General features: G+C 50.2%; 20 protein-coding genes. 9 read left to right on the top strand and 11 right to left on the bottom strand.

Translation table 11 applies throughout. The annotated features are described in order from the left end of the window. Positions 1-159: 159 nt before the first annotated feature. From H7F15_RS06385 to H7F15_RS06355, 7 genes are all read right to left on the bottom strand, one after another. On the bottom strand, positions 160-1,653 hold the full coding sequence (locus H7F15_RS06385) for an amino acid permease (protein WP_185196128.1): 1,494 nt from the start codon (positions 1,651-1,653) through the stop codon (positions 160-162). Between the two features lie 109 nt (positions 1,654-1,762). Beyond that, a complete protein-coding gene (locus tag H7F15_RS06380; protein WP_185196127.1) occupies positions 1,763-2,122 on the bottom strand; it encodes a hypothetical protein in 360 nt (119 codons plus the stop codon). A gap of 24 nt (positions 2,123-2,146) precedes the next feature. Further along, positions 2,147-3,883 carry an amino acid permease gene (locus H7F15_RS06375; RefSeq protein WP_185196126.1) on the bottom strand — a complete coding sequence of 579 codons (1,737 nt, stop codon included), beginning with the start codon at positions 3,881-3,883 and terminating at the stop codon, positions 2,147-2,149. Positions 3,884-3,898: 15 nt separating this feature from the next. Then, on the bottom strand, positions 3,899-4,993 hold the full coding sequence (locus H7F15_RS06370) for a lysylphosphatidylglycerol synthase transmembrane domain-containing protein (protein ID WP_185196125.1): 1,095 nt from the start codon (positions 4,991-4,993) through the stop codon (positions 3,899-3,901). Between the two features lie 10 nt (positions 4,994-5,003). Continuing rightward, a complete protein-coding gene (locus H7F15_RS06365) occupies positions 5,004-6,941 on the bottom strand; it encodes a KUP/HAK/KT family potassium transporter (protein ID WP_185196124.1) in 1,938 nt (645 codons plus the stop codon). 112 nt (positions 6,942-7,053) lie between these two features. After that, the gene (locus tag H7F15_RS06360) at positions 7,054-7,710 is read right to left on the bottom strand and encodes a DedA family protein (protein WP_370523476.1); all 657 of its coding nucleotides are present in this window, start codon (positions 7,708-7,710) and stop codon (positions 7,054-7,056) included. A 101-nt stretch (positions 7,711-7,811) separates the two neighbouring features. Next, positions 7,812-8,123 (bottom strand): hypothetical protein, encoded by a 312-nt coding sequence (locus tag H7F15_RS06355; RefSeq protein ID WP_185196123.1) that lies wholly within the window; start codon positions 8,121-8,123, stop codon positions 7,812-7,814. Between the two features lie 236 nt (positions 8,124-8,359). Between H7F15_RS06355 and H7F15_RS06350 the strand changes: the two genes are divergently transcribed. The 5 genes from H7F15_RS06350 (at position 8,360) to H7F15_RS06330 (ending at position 15,267) form a co-directional block, all read left to right on the top strand. After that, positions 8,360-10,012, top strand: coding sequence for a peptide MFS transporter (locus tag H7F15_RS06350; RefSeq protein ID WP_185196122.1), 1,653 nt, complete (start codon positions 8,360-8,362; stop codon positions 10,010-10,012). A 165-nt stretch (positions 10,013-10,177) separates the two neighbouring features. Continuing rightward, positions 10,178-11,080, top strand: a complete 903-nt coding sequence (locus H7F15_RS06345; RefSeq protein ID WP_185196121.1) for a CorA family divalent cation transporter — start codon at positions 10,178-10,180, stop codon at positions 11,078-11,080. 123 nt (positions 11,081-11,203) lie between these two features. After that, a complete protein-coding gene (locus H7F15_RS06340; protein WP_185196120.1) occupies positions 11,204-11,581 on the top strand; it encodes a hypothetical protein in 378 nt (125 codons plus the stop codon). A 107-nt stretch (positions 11,582-11,688) separates the two neighbouring features. Then, positions 11,689-13,980: a TonB-dependent receptor gene (locus H7F15_RS06335; protein WP_185196119.1), complete on the top strand. Its 2,292-nt coding sequence runs from the start codon at positions 11,689-11,691 to the stop codon at positions 13,978-13,980. 21 nt (positions 13,981-14,001) lie between these two features. Beyond that, positions 14,002-15,267, top strand: coding sequence for a sialidase family protein (locus tag H7F15_RS06330; protein ID WP_185196118.1), 1,266 nt, complete (start codon positions 14,002-14,004; stop codon positions 15,265-15,267). A gap of 606 nt (positions 15,268-15,873) precedes the next feature. Here the strand turns inward: H7F15_RS06330 and H7F15_RS06325 are convergent. The 3 genes from H7F15_RS06325 to H7F15_RS06315 all read right to left on the bottom strand — a co-directional run bounded on the left by H7F15_RS06325 (position 15,874) and on the right by H7F15_RS06315 (position 18,742). After that, a complete protein-coding gene (locus H7F15_RS06325; RefSeq protein WP_185196117.1) occupies positions 15,874-16,500 on the bottom strand; it encodes a pseudouridine synthase in 627 nt (208 codons plus the stop codon). A 33-nt stretch (positions 16,501-16,533) separates the two neighbouring features. Beyond that, positions 16,534-18,021: an amidohydrolase family protein gene (locus H7F15_RS06320; RefSeq protein WP_185196116.1), complete on the bottom strand. Its 1,488-nt coding sequence runs from the start codon at positions 18,019-18,021 to the stop codon at positions 16,534-16,536. Positions 18,022-18,247: 226 nt separating this feature from the next. Further along, on the bottom strand, positions 18,248-18,742 hold the full coding sequence (locus H7F15_RS06315; protein WP_185196115.1) for a VOC family protein: 495 nt from the start codon (positions 18,740-18,742) through the stop codon (positions 18,248-18,250). Between the two features lie 104 nt (positions 18,743-18,846). Here H7F15_RS06315 and H7F15_RS06310 point away from each other — a divergent pair, with 104 nt between their 5' ends. The 4 genes from H7F15_RS06310 (at position 18,847) to H7F15_RS06295 (ending at position 22,500) form a co-directional block, all read left to right on the top strand. Next, complete coding sequence (locus H7F15_RS06310; RefSeq protein WP_185196114.1) at positions 18,847-19,404, top strand: DUF1543 domain-containing protein; 558 nt, start codon at positions 18,847-18,849, stop codon at positions 19,402-19,404. Between the two features lie 72 nt (positions 19,405-19,476). Beyond that, entirely contained in the window at positions 19,477-20,562 is a 1,086-nt protein-coding gene (locus tag H7F15_RS06305) for an efflux RND transporter periplasmic adaptor subunit (RefSeq protein WP_185196113.1), read from the top strand. Next, complete coding sequence (locus H7F15_RS06300) at positions 20,559-21,818, top strand: FtsX-like permease family protein (RefSeq protein WP_185196112.1); 1,260 nt, start codon at positions 20,559-20,561, stop codon at positions 21,816-21,818. The genes H7F15_RS06305 and H7F15_RS06300 overlap by 4 nt, the downstream gene beginning before the upstream one ends. A gap of 1 nt (position 21,819) precedes the next feature. Continuing rightward, positions 21,820-22,500, top strand: coding sequence for an ABC transporter ATP-binding protein (locus tag H7F15_RS06295; RefSeq protein WP_185196111.1), 681 nt, complete (start codon positions 21,820-21,822; stop codon positions 22,498-22,500). A gap of 7 nt (positions 22,501-22,507) precedes the next feature. On the opposite strand, the gene H7F15_RS06290 is transcribed toward H7F15_RS06295, so the two are convergent. Next, positions 22,508-23,041, bottom strand: coding sequence for a hypothetical protein (locus H7F15_RS06290; RefSeq protein WP_185196110.1), 534 nt, complete (start codon positions 23,039-23,041; stop codon positions 22,508-22,510). Positions 23,042-23,151: the final 110 nt, after the last annotated feature.

Raw genomic sequence — 23,151 nt, 5'->3', positions numbered from 1 at the left:
ACCAGGTGGGTTCTTCGGGGAGTTGCCTTTCAGCTATAGTTGTTTTTTATTTCTTCTTTCTGCTGGCATAGCGGTAATAAAACGTGAGCAGGGTTAAGCCAAACAGGAAAATGAATAACTCCAGCATTCCCATGATTCAGTAGAAACTATAGTTTGAGGTTAGCCTACTTTTACTTTTGTCGCTTCCTCGGCCTCGTTCTGCTTACGTAGCTTGCTGTGCTTGCGGCCATAACTTAAGTAGATCACTATACCAATGGCCATCCAGATGATCAGGCGCATCCAGGTATCGAAACCCAGGTTTAGCATCATGTAGCCACAGATTAGGATCCCCAGAATTGGAACAAGCGGCACCAACGGCGTCTTGAACGGTCGCTTCAGGTCAGGGCTGGTACGGCGCAGCATAATAATGCCACCGCATACGATCACGAAAGCCAGCAGGGTACCAATACTCACCAGTTCGCCCAGCAAACCGATCGGGAAGATGCCTGCAATAGCTGCCGCAATAACACCGGTAATAATGGTGGCCACGTGTGGCGTTCCGAAACGCGGATGCACCTTTCCGAACAGACCCGGTAACAGGCCATCGCGCGACATGGCGAAGAAGATACGGGGCTGCCCCATCAGCATTACCAGCACCACCGATGCCAGACCTGCCACAGCACCAATACCCGTAAAGAAGTAAAGCCACTTAAGCGCAGGGCCTGCTGCTGTCAGCGCTACCAGTACCGGGTCCGGCACGTTCAGGTTCTCGTAAGAGGTTAATCCGGTAAGCACCAGCGACATCAGTACATAAAGCAGTGTGCAGATACCCAGGGAGGTGAGCATACCGATCGGCATGTCGCGCTGCGGATTTTTGGCTTCCTGCGCGGCCGTACTAACGGCATCAAAACCGATGTAGGAGAAGAACACGATGGCCGCTCCCTGCACAATACCACTCCAGCCGAAGCGGGTGCTGCCGTTTGGCAGTATTTCCATAGCCGGTATAAACGGATCCCAGTTCTCGGCATTCACATACTGGAACCCGAAAAGGATCACCAGCAACACAATGGCGATTTTTACAACCACGATCAGGTTGTTCAGCTTGGCAGACTCCTGTATACCAACTACCAGCAGGGCAGTAAGCACAAGTATCAGCACAACAGCCGGTAAGTTTACCAATGTGCCGGTGGCCGTGATGGTGGTACCATCGTACGCAAGTGGTGCACTGGCAACAATAGCCGGAATCTCGATACCAAGCGATCGGAGAAGGCTTACAAAGTTACCGCTCCAGCCCACGGCTACCGTTGCCGCACTGAACAGGTATTCCAGAATAAGGTCCCAGCCAATGATCCAGGCCAGGAATTCTCCCAGGGTGGCATAGCCGTAGGTATAGGCGCTTCCGGCTACAGGTATCATGGAGGCAAATTCGGCATAGCACAGGCCGGCAAATAAACAGCCCAGTCCGGCTATAATAAAGGAAATCACAATGGCAGGTCCCGCGGCATTGGCTGCAGCCGTACCGGTAAGTACAAATATACCGGCACCTATAATAGCGCCGATGCCCAGCATGGTAAGGTTAGTGGCCGACAGGGTTCGCTTCAGGGTATGTTCACCCCCTTCTGATTCCCGGATCAGTTTTTCGACAGATTTTGTCGCGAAGAAATGTTTTGACATTTGGTGTGTAAAGTTTAGTTATAGATGAGAGGTGCCTGTACAGAAACAGGCAGGCAATGGCTGGGCTGCCCGGTAAAAAGCAGCGCAGGCGGTCTAAACTAAACTATAGCTAAGGGCCGTTCGGGAGAATCCGGAAGTAGATGGTAGCGCAGGCAAAAGCAAGTGCCCCATTTACCGGTTTCAGGTCAGGGGATAGTTGTACGGGTTGTGCGGCCCAGCGTATGAAGTTGTAAAGTTGTAAAGCTGATTCGAGGGAGCAGGTGACCGTTGTCGGGGCAGATTGCTCTGTCCAGGCTACCGGTGTGCCTTTTTCTATAGAGTTCAGCTGTTCGTTATCCTGTAGAGCAGATGCAAACGACACAGGTATTACTGCCTGATGCTCCTGGAGGGTAAGCGAAACAGAAAAGCAAAACATAGCCACCCACAGCCATAACAGCAGGAGAGTAACTACATTTTGCGTCTTTTTCATTCTACTCGAACAGGAAAGGAATGCCTATAGTTGGTGTTTCTTTAGTTTACTGTTGTGGTAGCCGTACGCAAAATACAGGATCAGCCCCAGCACCAGCCACGCCAGAAAACGGGTCCAGTTCGTGATACCCAGTTCTGTCATCAGGTACAGGTTGGTCAGCAGGCCAAGCACCGGTATCAGCGACAGGTCGCGGGTGATCGAAACTACCAGCATCACAGCCGTAATAATTAAAAAGCCTAACAAGGGCAGCTTATGCTGAAATTCCTCCCAGCCACCTTCGGTACTGAATAAATTGGTTATAGTCTGAGGGCTGTACACAAAGATGAGGGTGGCGATAAGGGCCAGGATTAGTGGCAGCGTGTATTTAGCATTTATATAAGGTACCCGGAAGCCTGTATGCGCTTCTGCAGTCTGTTTCTGCTTTTCTTCCATTACCAGAATACCGCCGCACACCAGCACAAAGGCAAACAGCGTACCTATGCTGGTCAGGTCAGTTACTTCGGTCAGGTTCATGAACAGGGCAGGCACGGCTACCACAAATCCGGTAACTATAGTTGCAAACCACGGTGTTTTATATTTCGGATGGATGCTCGAGAAGATCTTTGGCAACAGGCCATCACGGCTCATGCTCATCCAGATACGTGGCTGACCATACTGGAAAACCAGCAGTACACTGGCCATGGCAATTATAGCGCTAACCGCCACTATACCGGCCATCACATCCAGGTTTACTCTGGAGAAAACGTAGGCTAACGGGTCGCCGACAGCCAGCTCGTTATACGGAACCATACCGGTAAGCACCAGCGCCAGTATCACATACAAGGTGGTACAGATCACAAGAGCCAGGATCATGGCGCGGGGCAGGTCGCGCTGCGGATTTTCACATTCTTCGGCAGTCGTTGAGATGGCGTCAAAACCGATATAGGCAAAGAAAACGGCCGATACCCCTTTCAGAATACCGGAAATGCCATTGGGTGCAAACGGAGACCAGTTACCCGGATTCACATAAAAAGCACCGACAACTATAACCAGGAGGATAACGATAAGCTTGAGCAGCACCAGCAAATTGGCCGTACGCTTCGATTCTTTAATGCCGATATATACCAGGTATGTGATCAGGAACGTGATGCCAAGCGCCGGAATGTCGGCTACCAGTTTTATGCTGCCCAGGGTAGGGGCATTCAGCCAGGCCAGGTAAGCTTCCTGCAAATAAGTCGGCATATCCGTTAGGACCTGGCCCTCAGCCATTAATTTGGTGGCTTCTGCAAAACCGCGCGAGGCACTCAGAAAATCCATGGTCAGGTATTCCGGCATCCCCAGGCCAACCCCGGACAGCACGGCTGTAAAGTAATCGGACCACGAGATTGCCACCGCAATGTTACCAATAGCATATTCCATCAACAAGTCCCAGCCGATGATCCAGGCAACCAACTCGCCAAACGAGGCATAGGCATACGTATAAGCGCTGCCCGAAACCGGTATGGAGGATGCAAACTGGGCATAGCATAAGGCCGAGAAGCCGCAGGCAATAGCAGTAAATATGAAAAGGAGCGACACACCCGGCCCGCCGGCGGCACTGGCATTACCGATGGTGCTGAAAATACCGGCGCCAATGATAGCGGCAATACCAAAAGAGACAAGGTCTTTCAGGCGAAGGGTGCGTACCAGGTTGGTACCCTGTATGTTGTGGTCAGATTCGTAATCGGCAAGTAAGGCAGTTCCGCTTTTGCGGCGCGTAATATTCCGTAAAAATTGACTCATGTAGTAAGGGTGTCGTTAAGCCATCTGCTGATGGGTAGGTTGTTTTAAGGTGTCAGTGTTATCGTCTGCCGCTTCTTTACTGAATACCCTTGCCGCCCAGCGCGGAAAAACAATGGCCCCGATGAGCAAATACAGGTAGTAGGTAAGCAAGCGGTACAGCAAGATAATAATTGTTGTGAAGCTACCAATGAATGCCCCGAAAAAAGCCGGAAAAGCCAGCTCTGCAAAACCCGCCCCACCCGGCGTAACCGACACAAATAATACGATCTTGTAAATCAGGTTACGGGAGAAAATGAGCACATGGTCCGAAAAACTGAGGTTTGCAAAAGCCGCTATCAGGCAGCCTATAATAATGTATCGGGCCGTCCACACAAAGAAGGTGGAAATGCTGGCGTGCATCCAGTAAGCGGTGTTTTTGGTTTTGAGGTGCTTGGAAGCGATCAGGAGCTCGTTGGCATGCTGAAATAACGGAACTCTCCAGCGGTGGAAAAGCCGTACCTGTCCTATGCGTATCATCAGGCGTTTAACAGCCCTCGGGTTAATGAACAGCGCATAGAACATGGTAAACGCGTATATGGCGATCAGCAGGTAAGAGATCGCAAACGCTATAGTCAGACTGTTGCGCAACGTATCGCTGATACCGGCTATTGTTGGAATAAGCTCGTTGCCAGCCAACAAGATAACTACCGGCACCGCCAGCACAAAGTACAGGTTATCGAGCATGGCTGTTACCATTACCTGGGCTATGGCTTTGCCCAGCTGTATCTTTTCTTTAAACAGGATAAAAGCAGCTATCGTAGAGCCACCCACCACCGAAGGCAGCGCGCAAGAGGCAAACTCCCAAAGCATGATCACATTAAAGCTTTGCTTCCAGTGGAGGGCCTTTTCTGTGATATAGCGGATGCGGTACATATAACCAAAGTCGCGTACAAAAAGCACCAGCAACGCCATGCCCGCCCAGAAAAGGTTCGCATGCAGCAGGGTTTGCAATTGCCCGGGCTCATAGTTCTGGTAAAGCATGTAGCCCACCACACTCAAACCTATCAGGATGGGCAGCAGAATACGGCGTGCCGAGAATTTTTTCTGAAGCTTTTCTTTGGTTAAAGCCATAATGCTATAGTTAAGCTGTAATGCGTTTCAGCTCCGGCAACTGCACCGGCCTGATAACCAGGGGCACTTTCTCTACTTTTACGGAGCTGGTATCCAGCCCGAACCAGCGGCTTTCTGAAATGGCAAACTTCTTTATATTAAAGTACCACTCCATGATCAGGCGGTTTATAAAAGGCAGGTCGTTCTCGTAGGACAGGAATTTCTCGAGCACCACAAACCGGAAGTCGCCGATCAGGTTCTGTTTGCTCAGCGAGTCGTAACGGCTGGTAATATCCACTTCGCCGTTGGCTACCAGTTCTTCCACCACTTTCCGGAAAAACATGTTAATGCGCTGCTCTACCCTGAAGCCCAGTTTAAAATCGATACGGATCACGTGGCCGCCTTCCAGTTGCTTTACTTTATACTCGGTGGTATAAGGCTCGTCGGTTGTCTCCACGTGTACAAACCAGTAAATATCGGCACGCTTTGGCCTTTTCTGGAAGATGGAGTAGATTACTTTGGACTCCACATCCCGTGGTTTGGGCGCACTGGTCATAAACACCAGGTGGGTGGTATATTTCGGGATAGTATCGTCGGCGCTCAGTTCTTTCAGGGCCGGCAGGTAATCTTTCAGGCGCACGTACTCGGTCAGGCTACGCTTAATGTAAAAGGCTTTTATCCAGGTATACATCACCAGCAGCAACACACAGGCAATCATCAGCGACACCCAGCCTCCCTGCGTGAACTTGCTCAGGTTGGCTATCATAAAAGACGACTCGATGGTGAAATAAACTATAAAAAACAGGGCAACCAGCAGCCAGGATCTGAACTTGATGTGCAGGTAATAGCTCATCAGGATAGTGGTGGACAGCATCGACATGGTGATGGCCATCCCATAAGCTGCCTCCATGTGCTCTGATTCGCGGAAGTACAACACTGCACCTACGCACCCCAGCCATAGTAGCCAGTTTATACTCGGTACATACAGTTGTCCTTTCTGGTTGGTAGGGTATACCAGTTTTACGCGGGGCCACAGGTTCAGGCGTATGGCTTCAGATATAAGCGTGAACGAGCCCGAAATAAGTGCCTGGGAGGCAATAATAGCTGCTATAGTTGCAATGGCAATACCGATAAGCAGGAACCAGGATGGCATAATGCCAAAGAAAGGGTTCTCGCGTAGAATACTGCCTTCCATGGTCATTAACCAGGCACCCTGACCGAAGTAATTCAGCAGCAGGCAAAGTTTTACAAATCCCCAACTCAGGCGTATGTTCGGCCGGCCGCAATGGCCCAAGTCAGAGTACAGTGCTTCGGCGCCTGTGGTGCACAGGAAAACAGCTCCCAGCACCCAGAAACCATCCGGGTAGTTAACCAGCAGGTTATAGGCGTAAACAGGGTTCACGGCCCGCAGGATCTCCGGATGCTCGATCAGCGACAACGCACCCAGGGTACCCAGCATGGTAAACCAGATCAGCATGATAGGTCCGAAGGCTTTTCCCACGATCTCGGTACCAAAACTCTGCATCAGGAAAATGATTGTCAGGATGGTGATAACGATCGGAACCGTCGGGATATCCGGGTTCAGTATGCGGAGCCCTTCGATGGCAGACGACACAGAAATAGGCGGTGTAATGATGCCATCGGCCAGCAAGGCAGCGCCCCCGATCATGGCCGGAACTATAAGCCAGGGTGCCCGTCGACGTATCAGTGTATAAAGTGTCAGAATACCGCCCTCGCCTTTGTTGTCGGCCTGGAGGGTGAGCAGCACATACTTTATAGTTGTCTGTAGCGTCAGGGTCCAGAAAACGCAGGAAATACCACCGTATACCAGTATGGCCGACACAGGATCTTCCCCTAAAATGGCCTTCATTACGTAGAGCGGCGATGTGCCGATGTCTCCGTAAATGATGCCCAGCGAAATTAAAACACCGGCCGTAGAAGCGGCGCTGGTCTTTGAAATACTACTCATTAATGGTTGTATAAAAACTACCCTACAACATGTATAACAGGGTGATAAGTTTGAAATAAAGCGCTTTTTTAGCCTGTTTTATTTATTGTTATCACGAAGGAAAAAATGGTACTTACGACTGCTTTGAAGTGGCCATGCGTTGCTTGATAATGGTGTAAATAGGCGGCATCACCGAGACGGCAATAATACCCAGAATGAGCAGCGAGAAGTTGGAGCGAACGCCCGGCAGGTTGCCAAACAGGTAACCGACCATGATAAAGAAAATAACCCAGACCAGAGCCCCCACCACGTTAAAGATAATGAAGCGCTTATAGTTCATGCTGCCCATACCGGCTACAAAAGGGGCAAAGGTGCGCACAATAGGTACAAAGCGGGCATAGATAATGGTGCGGCCACCATACTTTACATAAAACTTCTCGGCTTCGCGCAGGTGCGACTGGCGCAGGAACCAGTAATCCTTGTTGTAAAACTTTTTCCCGAGCTTGTGGCCGGTATAATAGTTGAACGAGTCGCCGAGTATGGCTGCAATAACCAGTAATACGATCAGGAACCACACATTAAGGCCGGATGATGGCAGTGCTGCCAGGGCACCCAGGGCAAACAGCAGTGAGTCGCCGGGCAGGAAAGGCGTAACCACCAGGCCCGTTTCGCAGAAAATAATGAGGAACAGGATGAGGTAGATCCAGCTTTCATACTGGTTCAGCAGATCTACCAGGTGCTGGTCTATGTGCAGAATAAAACTGATCAGGTGCTGAATGAGCTCCAACATAGTAACGATAAAATTTAAATATAAATGAAAGGACAGGTGAACCTGTTGCCACGCCGGGCAATGGAACAGACCATATAACTATAGTTACCGGAATGAATGGATTATGGGCCTGCCGTGAAGATGATATGCAGGCCGTTGGCATGTAAGGCAGCCGCAGGAAAAGCTGAAACACCCCTGATCCCGCTCTCCGTCATGTAAACCAAAGACAGTTCCTGATAAAGTACAGAGTGTAATTCTACTTTGCAAATGTTGAGAACAGCCTGATTTTCAGAAACTATAGTTTCGGCGGTAAGCGTTGCCACCGGCGCCGGATCAGCTTTGGAAGTCTGCATAACAGGCTCCTGCGTGATGGCAGGAAACGCGGACACAGGCTGCGGCAAAAGCAGCACACTGCACAGTAAAATCAGTAACAAGACCCGCAGTTTTTGCATCAGAGAATATGCTTTTTCCAAATTAACCCGCAAAGGAATACTGCAGCCGGCTGTAAAACAACTATATGGCAAAAAGATTTTTACATTGTGTTATTTGCCCTGCTGATTCAGCAGGAGCAGGGGCAATAATCCCTCGAATTCAGCGCCTGATTTAACCCGGTTTCTTGGCAGATTTGTAAAGTCTGCTTATTTTCAGGCATTATTTATCTAACACCTACATGTCTACAACCAAATCCAAACACCCTAAAGGACTCTATTACCTGTTCTTTTCTGAAATGTGGGAGCGCTTCGGCTTCTACCTGATGCTGGCCATCTTCTTCCTGTACATGATCGATGCACAGAACGGTGGCCTTGGCTTATCTAAAGAAAATGCATCGGATATATTCGGTACGTTTATCGCGTTTGTTTACTTAACACCGTTTGTAGGTGGTCTGCTGGCAGACCGTGTGCTGGGTTACCGATTGTCCATTTCTATTGGCGGTATCCTGATGGCCCTTGGCTACATGGGCCTGGCGCTGCCCGGCGATCTGGCGATGGTAGCTTCGCTTGGCCTTATCATTATTGGTAACGGCTTCTTTAAACCGAATATCTCTACTTTATTAGGTGGTTTGTATGCGGCACCTGAATACCAGGAGCAGAAAGATACCGGCTATAACATCTTTTACATGGGCATAAACGTGGGTGCTTTTATTGCACCGTTCGTGGCCTCTTACCTGCGTAATAACTATGGCTGGGGCTATGCGTTTGCCGCGGCCGGTGTAGGTATGTTGCTGGGTGTGCTTATTTTCTGGCTGGGTAACAAACACTACAAAGATGCCGATGTACTGAAACCTGCCGCTAAAAACGATATGTCGCTGATGCGTATTTTCGGTATTGTGATATTGCCTGCCGTAATAGCCGGTGTGCTGGGCTGGGTACTGATACCGGGCGATATTTTCGGCTCTAACTCTACAGACGCTTTCATCTTTGGCGCTATTCCGATCATGGTGTTCTACGGCTCGCTCTGGGCACGTGCATCAGCAGAAGACAAGAGACCGATTGCAGCGCTGCTATCTATATTTGCGGTGGTTATCGTGTTCTGGGCTATCTTTAAACAAAACGGAACCGCGCTTACTACCTGGGCCGAATACTACACCGACCGCGAAATGGTATCGGGGCTGGAAGGACCTGCCGGTGCCATTGGCATGGTGCAGGAAGTAGACCAGAGTACCGCTACCGTTCCGGATTACGATGAAAACTTCAGAGCGCGTACAGACGCAGAAGGCAAAGTGATCACCAAAGAAGGAGTGGCGCCTTACCTGAACAACCTGCCGAAGTCGCAGTGGCCGGAAGAGGGCAAGCCTTTATCGCTGATCTCTACAGAGCTTTTCCAGTCCATTAATCCGTTCTTCGTGATCCTGCTTACGCCGCTGGTGGTTTGGTTTTTCGCGTTCCTGCGCCAGCGTGGCAAAGAGCCATCAACGCCTGCTAAAATTATGTGGGGTCTGGTGATTACTGCCATGAGTACGCTGGTAATGGTAGGAGCCGTGTACGCCGGTATGAACGGTGCTGAAAAGAGCTCTGCTATGTGGCTGGTTGGTTCCTACGCCGTTATAACTATAGGAGAACTATTCCTGAGCCCGATGGGACTGTCGCTTGTATCTAAGCTGAGCCCGCCGCGCTTAACGGCCCTGATGATGGGTGGCTGGTTCCTGGCTACGTCTATCGGTAACAAATTATCGGGGGTGCTGGCCAGTATGTGGGATAAATACGACCACAAAGCCTACTTCTTCCTGGTAAACTGTGTGGGTTCGCTGCTGGCCGCGCTGGCTATTTTCCTGATGCTGAAATGGCTGCGCCAGATCGTGAAGGAGCATACGGGTAAGAGCTAAACTTATAGATTACATACTTACGGAGATCCGCCTGAGCTATAGTTTGGGCGGATCTTTTGTTTGCAGGCTGTTTTTGTCTGTTAATTCCATACTTTTAGCAGCTTTTAACTACGCATTTGCTGCTGCGTAGAGAGTAGATGTAGTAAAACCCTAAACACATTGCCCGTGCATAAAACCCTGTTTACAGCCCCCGATAAAAGCTGGGAGTGGATAGATGTTGAGAACCCGACTGCTGATGAACTGCAGGAACTGGGGCAGAAATACGGCCTACATCCGTCGTCGTTGCGCGACTGTCTGCAACCCGAGCACCTGCCCAAGTACGAGATCGCCAACAACATCGTCTTCATCATTACCCGCATCTTCGATACCAAAGCCCACATCGAGGCCGACACCATACAGGAACTCACCAATAAAGTGTCGATCTTTTACCACGAGCAGTTTGTGATCACGGTGCATAAATACCCGGTCGAGTTTATTCCTGAGATAATAGAGAAGTACATCGAGACAGGCCAGATAAAGAAGAGCTCCAACCTGCTCACACGCCTTGTGCGGGCTGCCTTCCGTACATTTGCTGTACCCGCCGACAAACTGGCCGATGACCTGGATTATTACGAGACGAAAACCTTTCTGCAGGCAAAGCCGGTGTCGCTTACCAAAGGGCTGTACCACCTCAAGCGCAAAGTAGCTGTTTCGAAACGTGTGATCAAGTTATCGGAAGTGATCCTGGACCATCTTAGGCTGCAGAAGCTCTCGTCTACGGAAATGCAGGACATGCAGGACCTATACGTGCACATGACCACCCTTTACGACGAGCTGAACGACAGTGCCAACCACCTGGTAAATGTTTACATCTCCTTATCGTCGCAGCGCACCAACGAGGTGATGCGGGTGCTTACCATTTTCTCGGTGTTTTTTATGCCGCTTACCTTTATAGTTGGTATTTACGGCATGAATTTTAAGTTTATGCCCGAGCTGTATTCCGTTTATGGTTATCCACTCATCATGCTGGTAATGCTGCTCATCACGGCGGTTATTTACATGTGGTTCAGGCGGAAAGGCTGGCTCTGATTGATAAAGATCAATTGTAATGTTGATGCAGGTCATCAATTTGCAGGGAAGCAGGGTATACTTTTGTATCGAAATACAAGCATAGAGATCTAATCTTGTATTACTTTCGTAACGAAACAGACCATGAAAAACCTTTTTGTTCTATCCCTGCTGGCCGTCATGCTGCTCCAGACCTTTAGCAAGGTGCTGGTGCTGGTAGATTACCAGGCGAACAAAGAGTACATCATGGAGTTTCTATGTATCAACCGCGACAAGCCCGAACTGAAGTGCGAAGGTAAATGCCAGCTTACCAAAAGACTGAAAGCCCAGCACGACACCGACAAGCAGGCCAACGAGCGTGGCCAGAAGCAGGAAGCGCCGGTACACCTTTTCTGCCAGAGCCTTTTTGCGCTGAAGCCGTTCAGACCGGCAACTATAGTTACCAACCATACCGGCTATACATGCAGCTATAGTTCTGTTGCCTACCAAAGCATCTTCCATCCACCGCAATTTATAGTTTAACCCGACGGCGAGTGTGCCGCTTATGCATGGTTTTGCGCAGGTTTTTACCTGTTGCAACTATGGCTGCGCACGTTCAATTTCTGATAAACTATAAATGCTGCTTCCTGATGAGAAGTTTTATATGCACCGTGGCGTGCCTGCTGGCCCTATGCCACACTACCTATGCCCAGACAATAACCAAAGGGCAGGTAATAGATGCCTTAACCAAAGAACCACTTTACGGCGTTAACATACGCGCCACACAATCCAATACCGGAACTATAAGCGGTGCCGACGGTACGTTTAACCTGCCGGCAACTATAGCCACCGACTCGCTGGTGTTCTCTTACATCGGCTACGATGCCCAGAAAAAGCCATCGAATAAAGGTAACCTGCTGGTACAACTACACCCGTCTTCCAATCAGCTGAACCAGGTTGTTGTATCGGCCAGCCGCGAAGCTGCCGTACGCACCGAAACACCGGTTGCCATCAGTGCCATCTCTAAGGAAGTATTGCTCGAAACCAAAGCGGCATCGCTGGAGCAGGTGCTGAACAAGGTGAGCGGCGTGTATATGGTAAACCTGGGCAATGAGCAGCACACCATGGCCATCCGCCAGCCCATCGGGTACAAAAGTCTGTTCTTATACCTGGAAGATGGCATTCCGATCCGGACGACCGGTAACTTTAACCACAACGCCCTGATCGAGATCAACATGGGTGCACTGCGCAACATTGAAGTGATCCGGGGGCCGGCGTCGTCGTTGTACGGCAGCGAAGCTATTGGCGGCGCCATCAACTTTATCACACAGGCTCCGGCACAGATCTTTACCGCCAGGCTACAGGCCGAAACCAGCGACAAAGGCTACCGCCGTACCGATTTCAGTGTATCCAACACCTTCGGTAAACTGGGCGTGTATGTGGCGGGTTATTATGCCGCTCAGCGCAACGGCATCGTCGAGCACAGCGATTTCGACAAACTGGCCCTAACCTTACGTGCAGACTATAGTTTCAGCAACAGAACCAAACTGATCTCTTCTGCCAGCCTGGTAGACTATAAAACCGACCAGACCGGCGGCCTGGACAGCACCCGTTTCTACAGCAAAGAGTACAGCAGCCTGCACACGTTTACCTACCGCAAAATTAATGCCCTGCGCCTACGCACAACTTTGGAACAGAACTGGAACACGCAGAACAGCACCCAGCTAACAGCCTTTTACCGCAACAACGCCATCGGTCAGAATCCTTTTTATGCTATCAAAAACATAAAGGATAACCCGCTGAAGGCGAAAGGCGAAATCAACGAGGATGCTTTTCAGAGCTATGGTCTGATCGCGCAGCATAAAACCTTGTTCCCGTTCCTGAATGCACAGCTTATCAGTGGAATCAGCGCAGACTATAGCCCGGCAACTTACGAAGCAGAACTGACAGAGATTGACCGCGATGCCACTGGCAAGTATACCAACTATAGCCAGACCGGCACTTTGCTGACAAACTATAGCGTAGACCTGCTGAACACCGCCGTTTACACCCAGTTCGAGATCAACCCTGTAGAGCGGCTGAAAGCGGTGGCTGCCCTGCGCTACGACCGCCTCGATTTTAACTTCGACAACCACCTGCAGCCGGGCGCTTTTACAGGTGCTCCCGACGAGAAAAACGGTTTTAAAAGCCTGACACCAAAACTAGGTATGACCTACGACCTGGGCAAGGACAAAGGAGTTTATGCCAACTATAGCGTGGGCTTTACGCCTCCGCAGATAACCGAACTATACCGCGGCGTGCAGGTGCCAACCCTGAAACCTGCTAACTATAACAACTATGAGCTGGGTGGCTGGATCAGTTTTGCCAATACCAGAGGTTACCTGGATGTAAGCCTGTACCAACTGGACGGAACAAATGAGATCGTGTCGGTGAGGTTAGAAGATGGCTCTTATGAGAACCAGAATGCCGGCCGCACGCGCCACCGTGGCGTGGAGTATACCCTGAAGTACGCTCCTGTTGAGAACCTGAACTTCCGCTTCAGCGGCACTAATGCCCGGCATACTTACATCAACTTCTCTGAAAAAGGCATGGAGCTGAACGGCAAAGAAATGGCAACGGCCCCACGCTTTATCAGCAACACCGAAGTTGTGTACAAACCGGCTATGGTAAAAGGCCTGCGGCTGGGGCTGGAGTGGCAGCACATGGGCAAGTATTACCTGGATGCAGCCAACTCTGAAAAATATAATGGCTACGACCTGCTGAACGCACGCATCGGCTACACGATTGGCGGTCTGGAACTATGGACCAACGTCCTGAACCTGACCAATGAACTATACGCGACTACTGCAGACAAATATAGCTATGGCAAAAGTTACCGCCAGGGCGCGCCACGAACCATTCACGTTGGTGTTGGCTACACTTTTGGCGCAAAGGCCAACTAAACTATAAAATCCGCACAAACCATGACACGCACTTTCAACTTTCTATACACCTGCTTTCTGGCTGCCCTGCTTATAGTGGCGGGTTGCAACCAGCAGAAAAAGGCGGAGAACCCTGCAGAAACGACAGAAGCTCCGTCTACTCCAACCCTTATTTCGGCAAAGGGCTTATCGGCTTCGTGCCCTTTCCTTACCAAAGACCATAACGGGAACGTAGTACTGAGCTGGGTGCAGGCTACTGATACGCTGGATCATTACAAGATGGTCTACGCCGTGTCGGAAGACGGTGGAAAAATCTTTGGCAACCCGCAAACTATACCAACTACCAGCGCGGTACACCCGCACGACGAGAACCTGCCCAAAATCCTTTTCCGGGAGAATGGCGACATTATGGCCATGTTCCCGGTAAGCAACCCGAACCCGAAGAACAGCTATGCCGGCCTCGTTTTCTATACACAGTCGTTTGACGGGGGTAAAAGCTGGACTACAGCCAGGCAGCTGGCTGAAGACACCGTGAACAGCATTGACGAGCGCTATTTTGACATGGAAGTGCTGCCGAACGGCGAAATAGGGGCTATCTGGCTTGACTCGCGCAAAGATTCGGATAAGGAGGGTTCCAGTTTATATTTTGCCAGCACCAATGGCCGTAACGGTTTTGTGGGGGAGAAAGTAATCGACAGGCAACTCTGCCAATGCTGCCGCACCGACCTGTATTTAGACCAGGCACAGCAACTGCACGTAGCTTACCGCGGCATCCTGAACGACAGCATCCGCGACATGATGCACCTGGTTTCTGTAGATGGTGGTAAAACCTTCTCTAAGCCTGAACGCATCAGCGCCGACAACTGGGTGATCGATGGTTGTCCGCACACTGGTCCGGCGATGGTGTCTAATAAATTCGGGATGCATTATGCCTGGTTTACAATGGGCGGTGGCAGCGGCGTATACTATAGCCAGAAAGAAGCTGGTAAAACATTTACTCCCCGCGAAACGATCAGCAACGCCCCGGCTGCCCGGCATCCGCAACTAAGTACGTTTGACAATGGTAAACTGGCCGTAGTCTGGGACGAGCGCGGCAACGATAGCAGCAAACCCAACAATTACATCGGTTTACAGATCAGAAACGATAACGGCGCCCACTTAAAAACAACCCAACTGACAGCAGCCAACGGAAGTGCCGTGTACCCGGTCATCGCAACTATAAATGATACGGACTTACTGGTTGCTTATACTATAAAGAAGGAGAATGGCAATGAGGTGTGGTGGCAGTTGGTAAAGCCGGGAATTTAGCTGATGGTAAACGTCTAAAATGTTTGAAACCAGCCTTCTGTTTTATAGCTTCTACCAATCCTGGGAGCTCTATGTACCTATCGTTTTATAGTTAGCTTGGCTCCCTCTGAGGCCGGGAGGCCCCGTCTTCGGGCATCGCGCGGTGTACATTTCCTTTGCTCGTGCCTCGCAATGCTTTCAGCACCAGAAATCTACAAGGCGCTCAACCCAAAGACTGAGATCAGTTCGATAGCTACGGTTGCAACTATAGTTGCTGTGCTTGCTCTTCGATAAAGTAGATCGGTTTTTCTCGTGGTTATAGTTCCGTAGGGACAGGTCGCGACCTGTCCGCTCTTGGTCTGTATCTATAGAACTATAGTTGTCAACTATAGCAAGACGGAGACTGTCCCCTTGAGGGGACTATAGGGGTGTTAAAGCAGCAACTATAGAACTATAACTTCAATTATAGCAGTATCAGAGTTCCCCTCCTTGGTTAAGGAGGGGCAGGGGTGGTTGGACAAACAGTAACTACGAAACTATAAAGTTCAAACTATAGCAACAGCCGAAATTCCCCTCTCGGGAGGGGGAGGGGTGGGTTATTTCGCAACCACCGAACAATAGCTAAAACTATAGCGAAAGCCCAAATCCTGAAAATCCTGATTCAGACAGGATCTGCTCGGACATGATAGCCAGCGACAGATCTTCTGCTTCCACCACTTCACCAGACTGCTGATCGGCTAAGTGAATACAGCCAATTCTTACTCTTACCAAACGCAATGTAGGGAAGCCGGCCGCAGCGGTCATTTTGCGGACCTGGCGGTTTTTGCCTTCGGTTAAGGTAATGGAAACCCAACTGGTAGGGCCATGGCGGTCGTCGCGAATCTTGCGGCTGCGTTGCGGGAAACCGGGATCTTGTTCTAATCTGAAAGCAGCGCAGGGAAGCGTTGTATACTTGTCGCCACCGATGCCTATTTCCACGCCTTCCTGCAATAATTTTATGGCTTCGTCGGTTATCAGGCCGTCTACCTGGGCATAGTACTCTTTCTCGATGTGTTTGCTACGGACCTGCTCGCTTACTTTTCCGTTAGTAGTGAGTAACAAAAGGCCTTCGCTGTCTTCATCCAACCTGCCAATCGCCATCGTTCCTTCCGGGAAATCGTGTAGTTCGCCCAGCATTTTCTTCTTCTTGTGCTCGCAGACAAACTGGCTCAGGTAACCATACGGCTTATGTAATATAAAATGGCGGTGCGTCATAAAAAGGAACTATAAAGGCGCAAGTTACGCATTTTATAGTTGCGGCTTTCGCAACACGCGGCCGGCACGATCACCGGTAAAGGTTTCCTGCTCTTTTACTACTTTGCCATTTACGATCACATACCGGAAACCAGTGCTTAGCTGCACCGGGTCTTCGTACGTGGCATTGGCTTTTATTTCTGCAGGGTCGAAGAGTAACAGGTCTGCTTTGTAGCCGGGTTTTATGAAGCCACGATCTGGTATACCTATGGTTTCGGCCGTAAGGCCGGTCATTTTGCGGATGCCTTCTTCCAACGGGAAAAGTTGCTTTTCAAATACAAAGGTCTCGATCATCTTCGCAAACGAACCAAAGCTGCGTGGGTGGTTCATAAACGGGCTCCCATCAGTGCAAAGCATGGTGTTGGGGTATTTGAGTAAGGTATCCTGCAGGGCTTCATCCATTATAAAATAGGCTCCAAAGGCTCCGTAAGGACCGATGTCTTCCATCAGCACTTCCTCATAAGGCTTGTTTAACTCTGTAGCAATCTGGCCCAAGGTTTTTCCCCTGAAAGGGCCTGTTCCCAGCAACGTTGCTTCCGGACCGTTACGTGAGGTTATCTTTTCTTCCAGGAATTGCTTTAGCTCTTCGCCGCGAGTGGCTTTTACCTCCTCGTAGTTATTAGGTAGCTTGGCCCAGTCCGGGAACAGGATTTCGATGGACGTGTAGCTGGCCGTATAAGGGTAAAAGTCGGCTGATGCTTTGATGCCATTGGCGCGGGCCTCGTCCAGCAGATTACAGATCTCTTCGGCGCGGCTGGTACCTTTGCCATATACTACTTTTATATGCGATATCTGCACCGGGCAGTAGTTGCCTTGCGAAAGCAGTTCTTCGATTGCCGGAACTATAGTTGCATCGTTTTCGCTCCGCATGTGGCTCATGATCATGCCGCCGCGATGACCTACAATTTTAGCCAACCGGTCCAGTTCAGGCGTTTTGCAGTTAAAGCCGGGGTTGTATTCCAGGCCGGTGGTCATGCCAAAACAGCCCAGGTCCATGCCCTCATGCAGGAGTTGTTCCATCTGGGCAAAATCCTCTTCGGTAGGTTCCAGCTTATATTTGGCGCCGCTCTGCATCCGGATCGTATTATGGCCCACAAACATCACAATATTCACACCGGGCTGCAACTCATCCACACGGCTCATCCAACTGCTTAATGCTTCTCCCGAAATATAGCTGTCTTCGCTTAGGTCAGGGCTGAAACCATCCTGGCCCAGGCAAATGGTTGTCACGCCCATCGAAAGAAAATTCTCAAACTCCGGTGTTTTAAAAGGCTCGCCATGCGCATGGGCATCTATAAAACCAGGCGTAAGGACAAGGCCATCTCCGTTAATGATCCGCTTTGCTGAAAAAGAGGCATCATTGTGTTTCCCGATCAGGCAGATCTCATCTTCTTTCACCCATACATCTGCTATGTAAGGCGTATGTCCTGTTCCATCGTGTATAGTTGCACCGGTTATCAGCAGGTCGTAAGTTGGTTGCATGGTTTGTGGGTTTGTAAGCGTATACGAACTTACTGATTTTATAAGTGCAAACTATAAGTGGCTGTTTTGATTTTATTTCCGGAAGCGAAAAGATGTATTTCAGGGTGCTGTCGATGCTCCTTTTGAGTGGCATAGCAGCTCTATGACGCAAAAAGAGCAGAAGCCAGGTCCCGGGAAATGCACTTTGCAGCCCGGCAAATAAATTCAAAACAGCCTCTTTGGCACGCTATTTTTCGAGTTCTTTCAGCAGGTCTTCCAGGTCCAGGCGCTCGGTAAACATATTTATCCCGCCATCTGCGGTTCTCAGCCATTCATCGCGCGGGCGGTCCCAGTATAGTTCCAGGCCGTTCTGGTCGGGGTCGTTCAGGTATATGGCTTCCGATACGCCGTGGTCGGAGGCACCGGTAAGCGGGTAGTTGGCTTCTATCAGGCGTTTAACAATGGCAGCCAGGTCTTTGCGGGTAGGGTAGAGGATGGCAGCATGGAAGAGGCCGGCCGCGCGAACCGGAGCCGGGCCAGCACCTTTGCTGTACCAGGTATTGAGCCCGATATGGTGATGATACCCGCCCGCCGAAACAAAAGCCGCATCCTTTCCATACATCTGCATCAGCTCGAAGCCAAGTAAGCCAGTGTAAAATTCCAGGGCACGGTCCAGGTCGCTTACTTTAAGGTGCACATGTCCGATGGTGGTTTGGGCAGGTACTTTATAGTTGTCTTCCATAGTTGTTTCCTACATTTGCTGTTGTTTAACTTATACTTTATTTGCCTGTTTAAAGATTAAGCAACGGAATCAAACTATAGCAAGCACCCGTTGCAGGGTAACGTATGGCAGATCAGAAATTATTTATGGTGATGCTTGGCTGCAGGCCACCCGGCCGGAACACCGAGCAGCACGATGTCTTTTTCGGGATAGGAGAAACGATAAAGGACCTGGTGCCGCAGTTTAAAAAGTTCTGGCCCGGGGCCGGAACCATGCACGTAGATGCCTGGCGCGAAGTAACCATAGTAGGAGAGTATCGGGTAACTATAGTTTCTAAAACTGAAGCCAATGAAGTAACAGACCAGCACTTGTTTTTCCTGAACTTAGGAGGTTACAAGGCCGGTGAGTTTGATGAGTTTCATTACAAGATGCTGGTGGTGGCCAATAACCAGGCCGAAGCCATACGGCAGGCAAAACAAACGACTTTTTACAAACACACCGGCTTTAAAGGCGCCGCCTCGCACATCGACGATAAATTTGGCGTGGACGTAGACGAACTGCACCTCGTAAAAGACATCCTGCCCCCGGAGCTGAAAGCAGTCTATAGTTTGCTGCTAATGCCCGGAGCCACCGGTGAGCCGGATAAATTACACCTCGGATATTTTCCGTTTAACAAACTATAGCTATAACTTGTATGTAGGTAAGGCAACCAAACGATAGCCTTGCCAGCACCACACTACAAAGTATATCCCTGCATGAAACTATACTTTCCACTCGCCTTCCTGCTGCTATCCATACTTACTTCCTGTGGCGGAAAACAGGAAAAGACACAACCAACCGTAGAAGATATTTCGGAATCGGTATACGCCTCTGGCGTAGTGAAGAGTGTGGACCAGTACCAGGTTTTCCCTACGGTGAGCGGCACGATACAGAAGATATTTGTGACCGAAGGCGATACAGTAGCCAAAGGCGATCCATTGCTGAAATTAGATAACGAGACAGCCCGCCTGAGTACTGAAAATGCCCGCATTGCTGCCGAAGCCGCCCGGGTAGGAGCAAACCAGGAAAAGCTGAACGAACTGCTGCAAACCATAGAACTGGCCCGCCAGCGCAAACACAATGATTCGCTGCTGCTGGTACGGCAGCGCAACCTGTGGGCCAGCAACATCGGCACCCGGGTAGAACTGGAGCAGCGCGAACTCAGCTACGAGAACTCGGTAACGGCTTACAACTCGGCTAAACTGCGCTACAACGACCTGAAAAAACAACTGAACGTAGCCGCCCGCCAGGCCCAGAAAAACCTGGAGATCAGCAGCGCTGTAGCCGATGACTATACCGTGAAAAGCGAGACCGCCTGCAAGGTATACAGTGTATTGAAGGAGGAAGGAGAACTGGTGAGTCCGCAGACGCCGGTAGCTATAGTTGGCGATGCCACCGATTTTATAGTTGAGCTGCAGGTAGATGAATATGACATTGTGCGCGTAAAGCCTGGCCAGCGCGTGTTCCTGAACATGGACAGCTACAAAGGCCAGGTATTTGAAGCCGAAGTGTATAAGATAAACCCGGCCATGAATGCGCGCACCCGCTCGTTTACCGTAGAAGCCCGCTTCACCAAAAGCCCGCCCGAGCTGTTCCCCAACCTCACCACCGAAGCCAACATCGTTATCCAGACAAAGAAAAATGCCCTGACCATACCCCGCGAGTACCTGCTGGACGAAAACTATGTGCTGACCGATGATGACGAGAAGGTAAAAGTGAAAACCGGGCTGAAGGATTACCAGAAAGTGGAGATTGTGGAGGGACTTGGCAAAGATGCTGTGATCGTAAAACCGGCGCAATGAGAAGTAAACTGATATTCGGGATAGCTAAGTCGCTGTTGCTGGCGCGGTGGCGTCAAACGCTGGTGGCGGCCGTTGGGGTTACCTTCAGTATTGCCATGTTCATTACGCTGCTCAGTTTTATGAACGGCCTGAACGACCTGCTGGATGGCCTTATCCTGAACCGCACGCCACATGTGCGCCTTTACAACGAAATAAAGCCCAGCGAGAACCAGCCGGTAAATGCAGCGCCCGGGTTCAAGGATTCCTACAACTTTATAAGCTCTGTAAAAGCAGGCGTTACCCGCCAGGAGATCTACAACAGCGGCCCCATTCTGCAAACTATAAAAAACGACCCGCGCGTGCTGGGTGTAACGCCCCGCCTCTCAACACAGGTTTTTTACAACGAAGGTACCATTGATATTACCGGTGTGATAAACGGGGTGGATGTGGAAGAAGAGATGCGGCTTTTCAACTTCGGCGATTATGTAACTGAGGGCTCCGCGATAGATGCCGAGCAGGTAGCCAACAGCATTATTTTAGGCAAAGGCCTGGCCGAAATTCTGGTAGCCGATATTGGCGATGTGGTGCAGGTAACGACCGCCCAAGGCGAGCGCTTTCCCCTGAAAGTAGTAGGCTATTTCCAGTCCGGTATTCAGGAATACGACAAGGTGCAGAGCTATGCCTCCATTGCCACTACCCAGAAGCTGTTAGGTAAACCGGCCAACTATATCACCGACATACAGGTGAAGCTCCACGACCTGGACATGGCCCCGGCTGTAGCCAAAGAATACGCCCAGCTGTTTGCTATCGATGCCGAAGATATACAGACCGCCAATGCCCAGTTCGATACCGGCAGCAGCATCCGTTCGCTTATTTCGTATGCTGTGGGCGTTACGCTGCTTATAGTTGCCGGCTTTGGTATTTTCAACATCCTGAACATGATGATCTATGAAAAAATGGATTCGATCGCTATCCTGAAAGCAACTGGTTTTTCGGGCAGCGACGTGAACCGCATTTTCCTGGTAATTGCCCTGAGTATCGGGTTGTTTGGCGGCGTGGTAGGTTTGTTATTCGGCTTAATCTTTTCCGTCATCATCGATAACATTCCGTTCAACACGGCGGCATTGCCAACTATAAAAACCTACCCCATTAACTATAGTTTGATCTTTTATTTCATCGGGGGCTCTTTTGCGCTCATTACCACCTATTTTGCCGGTTTCTTTCCGGCCCGTAAAGCAAGCAGAGTGGATCCGGTGGAAATAATCAGAGGGAAGTAACATGGCAGAAACGATACTGGATGCACGGCACATCAGCAAAGAGTTTCACGACCCGGTTACGGTAAAGGTGCTGCACGACATTACTTTTTCCATTAACAAGGGCGAGTTTGTGTCTGTGATCGGGAAATCAGGCTGCGGCAAATCTACGCTGCTCTACATTCTGTCTACTATGGATACTGATTATGCCGGCGAGCTGCTGATAGATAAGGAACTGATGACGGGCAGGAAGGACGTGGAACTGGCCGCTATCCGGAACGAGAAGATCGGGTTTGTGTTCCAGTTTCATTACCTGCTGAACGAGTTTACCGTGCTGCGCAACGTTATGCTGCCAGGCTTAAAACTGGGACGTTACACCGAACAGGAAGTAGAGCACCGGGCCATGGAGCGGCTGAACATGCTGGGCATCGGGCACCTGGCAACCAAGAGCGCCTACCGGGTATCCGGGGGCGAAAAGCAGCGGGTGGCAATTGCGCGGGCGCTCATCAACGATCCACACATTATTATGGGCGACGAGCCAACCGGCAACCTGGACATGCGCAACAGCGAGATGGTGTTCGAGATATTTAAAGAACTGGCCGAAGTACACAACCAGACCCTGCTCATCGTTACCCACGACCCCGGTTTTGCCGAGCGCTCAGGCCGCATCATAGAGATGGAAGATGGCCGGATTATCAGGATGTAGCAGAATTTTAGGACTGTACCTGCATCACTTTTAGTTTCGCAAGTTCTGCTTCAATGGTCGGGCTTAGTACCAGAATGAGGTGTTCGGCAAAGGCTACATTCTGGAGCGGCTTGTCGTGCATCAGGGCTACCAGGCCAAGCGGCTCGTTGTTATGCGATAGCAGGATGCTGCCCATGTAACATTCAATTTTCTTTTCTTCAAACTCCTTGTCTTCCGGAAAAGCCTGTGCTACGTTCAGCGGGTAGTAGCAGAAACGCTGGGTAACAACTTCGTCGCAGGGGGTGCCTTTCAGGGTGTAGGTAATGTTGGGGAGTACAGTCTTTTCTGTAATAAAAGCAACGGTAGAGGCCTGTTTCAGGTCGTCAGCGAGCAGGGCGATCATGGTGTAGAGGGCGCCGGTATGCTTTGCAATAAAGCAGCCGATTGCCTGTAAAAGGTCGGCTTCATTCTCACGCCCGGTAAAGGCAACGGCTTCTTCTAAAATAAGCGTTTCCTGTATATCAGGCTCGTATTGCCAGTAATGTATAGACCGGTACTCCATCCTGCAAAAATAAAGATTTTTATTTTCAGGTAACCTGTTGAAATACAGAAAGGTTCAGAGTGGCTACGGGTTGTAGTGTTGCTGAAATAAAAAAAGCACCCCAGGAGGGT

Source organism: Pontibacter sp. Tf4, from assembly GCF_014212495.1.
Classification (GTDB): Bacteria; Bacteroidota; Bacteroidia; order Cytophagales; family Hymenobacteraceae; genus Pontibacter.
Note: the sequence above shows the minus strand (reverse complement) of the source record. Positions and strands in the feature narration are given on the sequence as shown.

What these genes read in the sequence shown, in the direction of transcription:
- H7F15_RS06315 (WP_185196115.1), bottom strand. Translation starts at nt 18,742, where the DNA reads ATGGAAGACAACTATAAAGTACCTGCCCAAACCACCATCGGACATGTG.
- H7F15_RS06370 (WP_185196125.1), bottom strand. Translation starts at nt 4,993, where the DNA reads ATGGCTTTAACCAAAGAAAAGCTTCAGAAAAAATTCTCGGCACGCCGT.
- H7F15_RS06365 (WP_185196124.1), bottom strand. Translation starts at nt 6,941, where the DNA reads ATGAGTAGTATTTCAAAGACCAGCGCCGCTTCTACGGCCGGTGTTTTA.
- H7F15_RS06380 (WP_185196127.1), bottom strand. Translation starts at nt 2,122, where the DNA reads ATGAAAAAGACGCAAAATGTAGTTACTCTCCTGCTGTTATGGCTGTGG.
- H7F15_RS06360 (WP_370523476.1), bottom strand. Translation starts at nt 7,710, where the DNA reads ATGTTGGAGCTCATTCAGCACCTGATCAGTTTTATTCTGCACATAGAC.
- H7F15_RS06310 (WP_185196114.1), top strand. Translation starts at nt 18,847, where the DNA reads ATGGCAGATCAGAAATTATTTATGGTGATGCTTGGCTGCAGGCCACCC.
- H7F15_RS06325 (WP_185196117.1), bottom strand. Translation starts at nt 16,500, where the DNA reads ATGACGCACCGCCATTTTATATTACATAAGCCGTATGGTTACCTGAGC.
- H7F15_RS06335 (WP_185196119.1), top strand. Translation starts at nt 11,689, where the DNA reads ATGAGAAGTTTTATATGCACCGTGGCGTGCCTGCTGGCCCTATGCCAC.
- H7F15_RS06290 (WP_185196110.1), bottom strand. Translation starts at nt 23,041, where the DNA reads ATGGAGTACCGGTCTATACATTACTGGCAATACGAGCCTGATATACAG.
- H7F15_RS06375 (WP_185196126.1), bottom strand. Translation starts at nt 3,883, where the DNA reads ATGAGTCAATTTTTACGGAATATTACGCGCCGCAAAAGCGGAACTGCC.
- H7F15_RS06340 (WP_185196120.1), top strand. Translation starts at nt 11,204, where the DNA reads ATGAAAAACCTTTTTGTTCTATCCCTGCTGGCCGTCATGCTGCTCCAG.
- H7F15_RS06350 (WP_185196122.1), top strand. Translation starts at nt 8,360, where the DNA reads ATGTCTACAACCAAATCCAAACACCCTAAAGGACTCTATTACCTGTTC.
- H7F15_RS06300 (WP_185196112.1), top strand. Translation starts at nt 20,559, where the DNA reads ATGAGAAGTAAACTGATATTCGGGATAGCTAAGTCGCTGTTGCTGGCG.
- H7F15_RS06330 (WP_185196118.1), top strand. Translation starts at nt 14,002, where the DNA reads ATGACACGCACTTTCAACTTTCTATACACCTGCTTTCTGGCTGCCCTG.
- H7F15_RS06385 (WP_185196128.1), bottom strand. Translation starts at nt 1,653, where the DNA reads ATGTCAAAACATTTCTTCGCGACAAAATCTGTCGAAAAACTGATCCGG.
- H7F15_RS06305 (WP_185196113.1), top strand. Translation starts at nt 19,477, where the DNA reads ATGAAACTATACTTTCCACTCGCCTTCCTGCTGCTATCCATACTTACT.
- H7F15_RS06320 (WP_185196116.1), bottom strand. Translation starts at nt 18,021, where the DNA reads ATGCAACCAACTTACGACCTGCTGATAACCGGTGCAACTATACACGAT.
- H7F15_RS06295 (WP_185196111.1), top strand. Translation starts at nt 21,820, where the DNA reads ATGGCAGAAACGATACTGGATGCACGGCACATCAGCAAAGAGTTTCAC.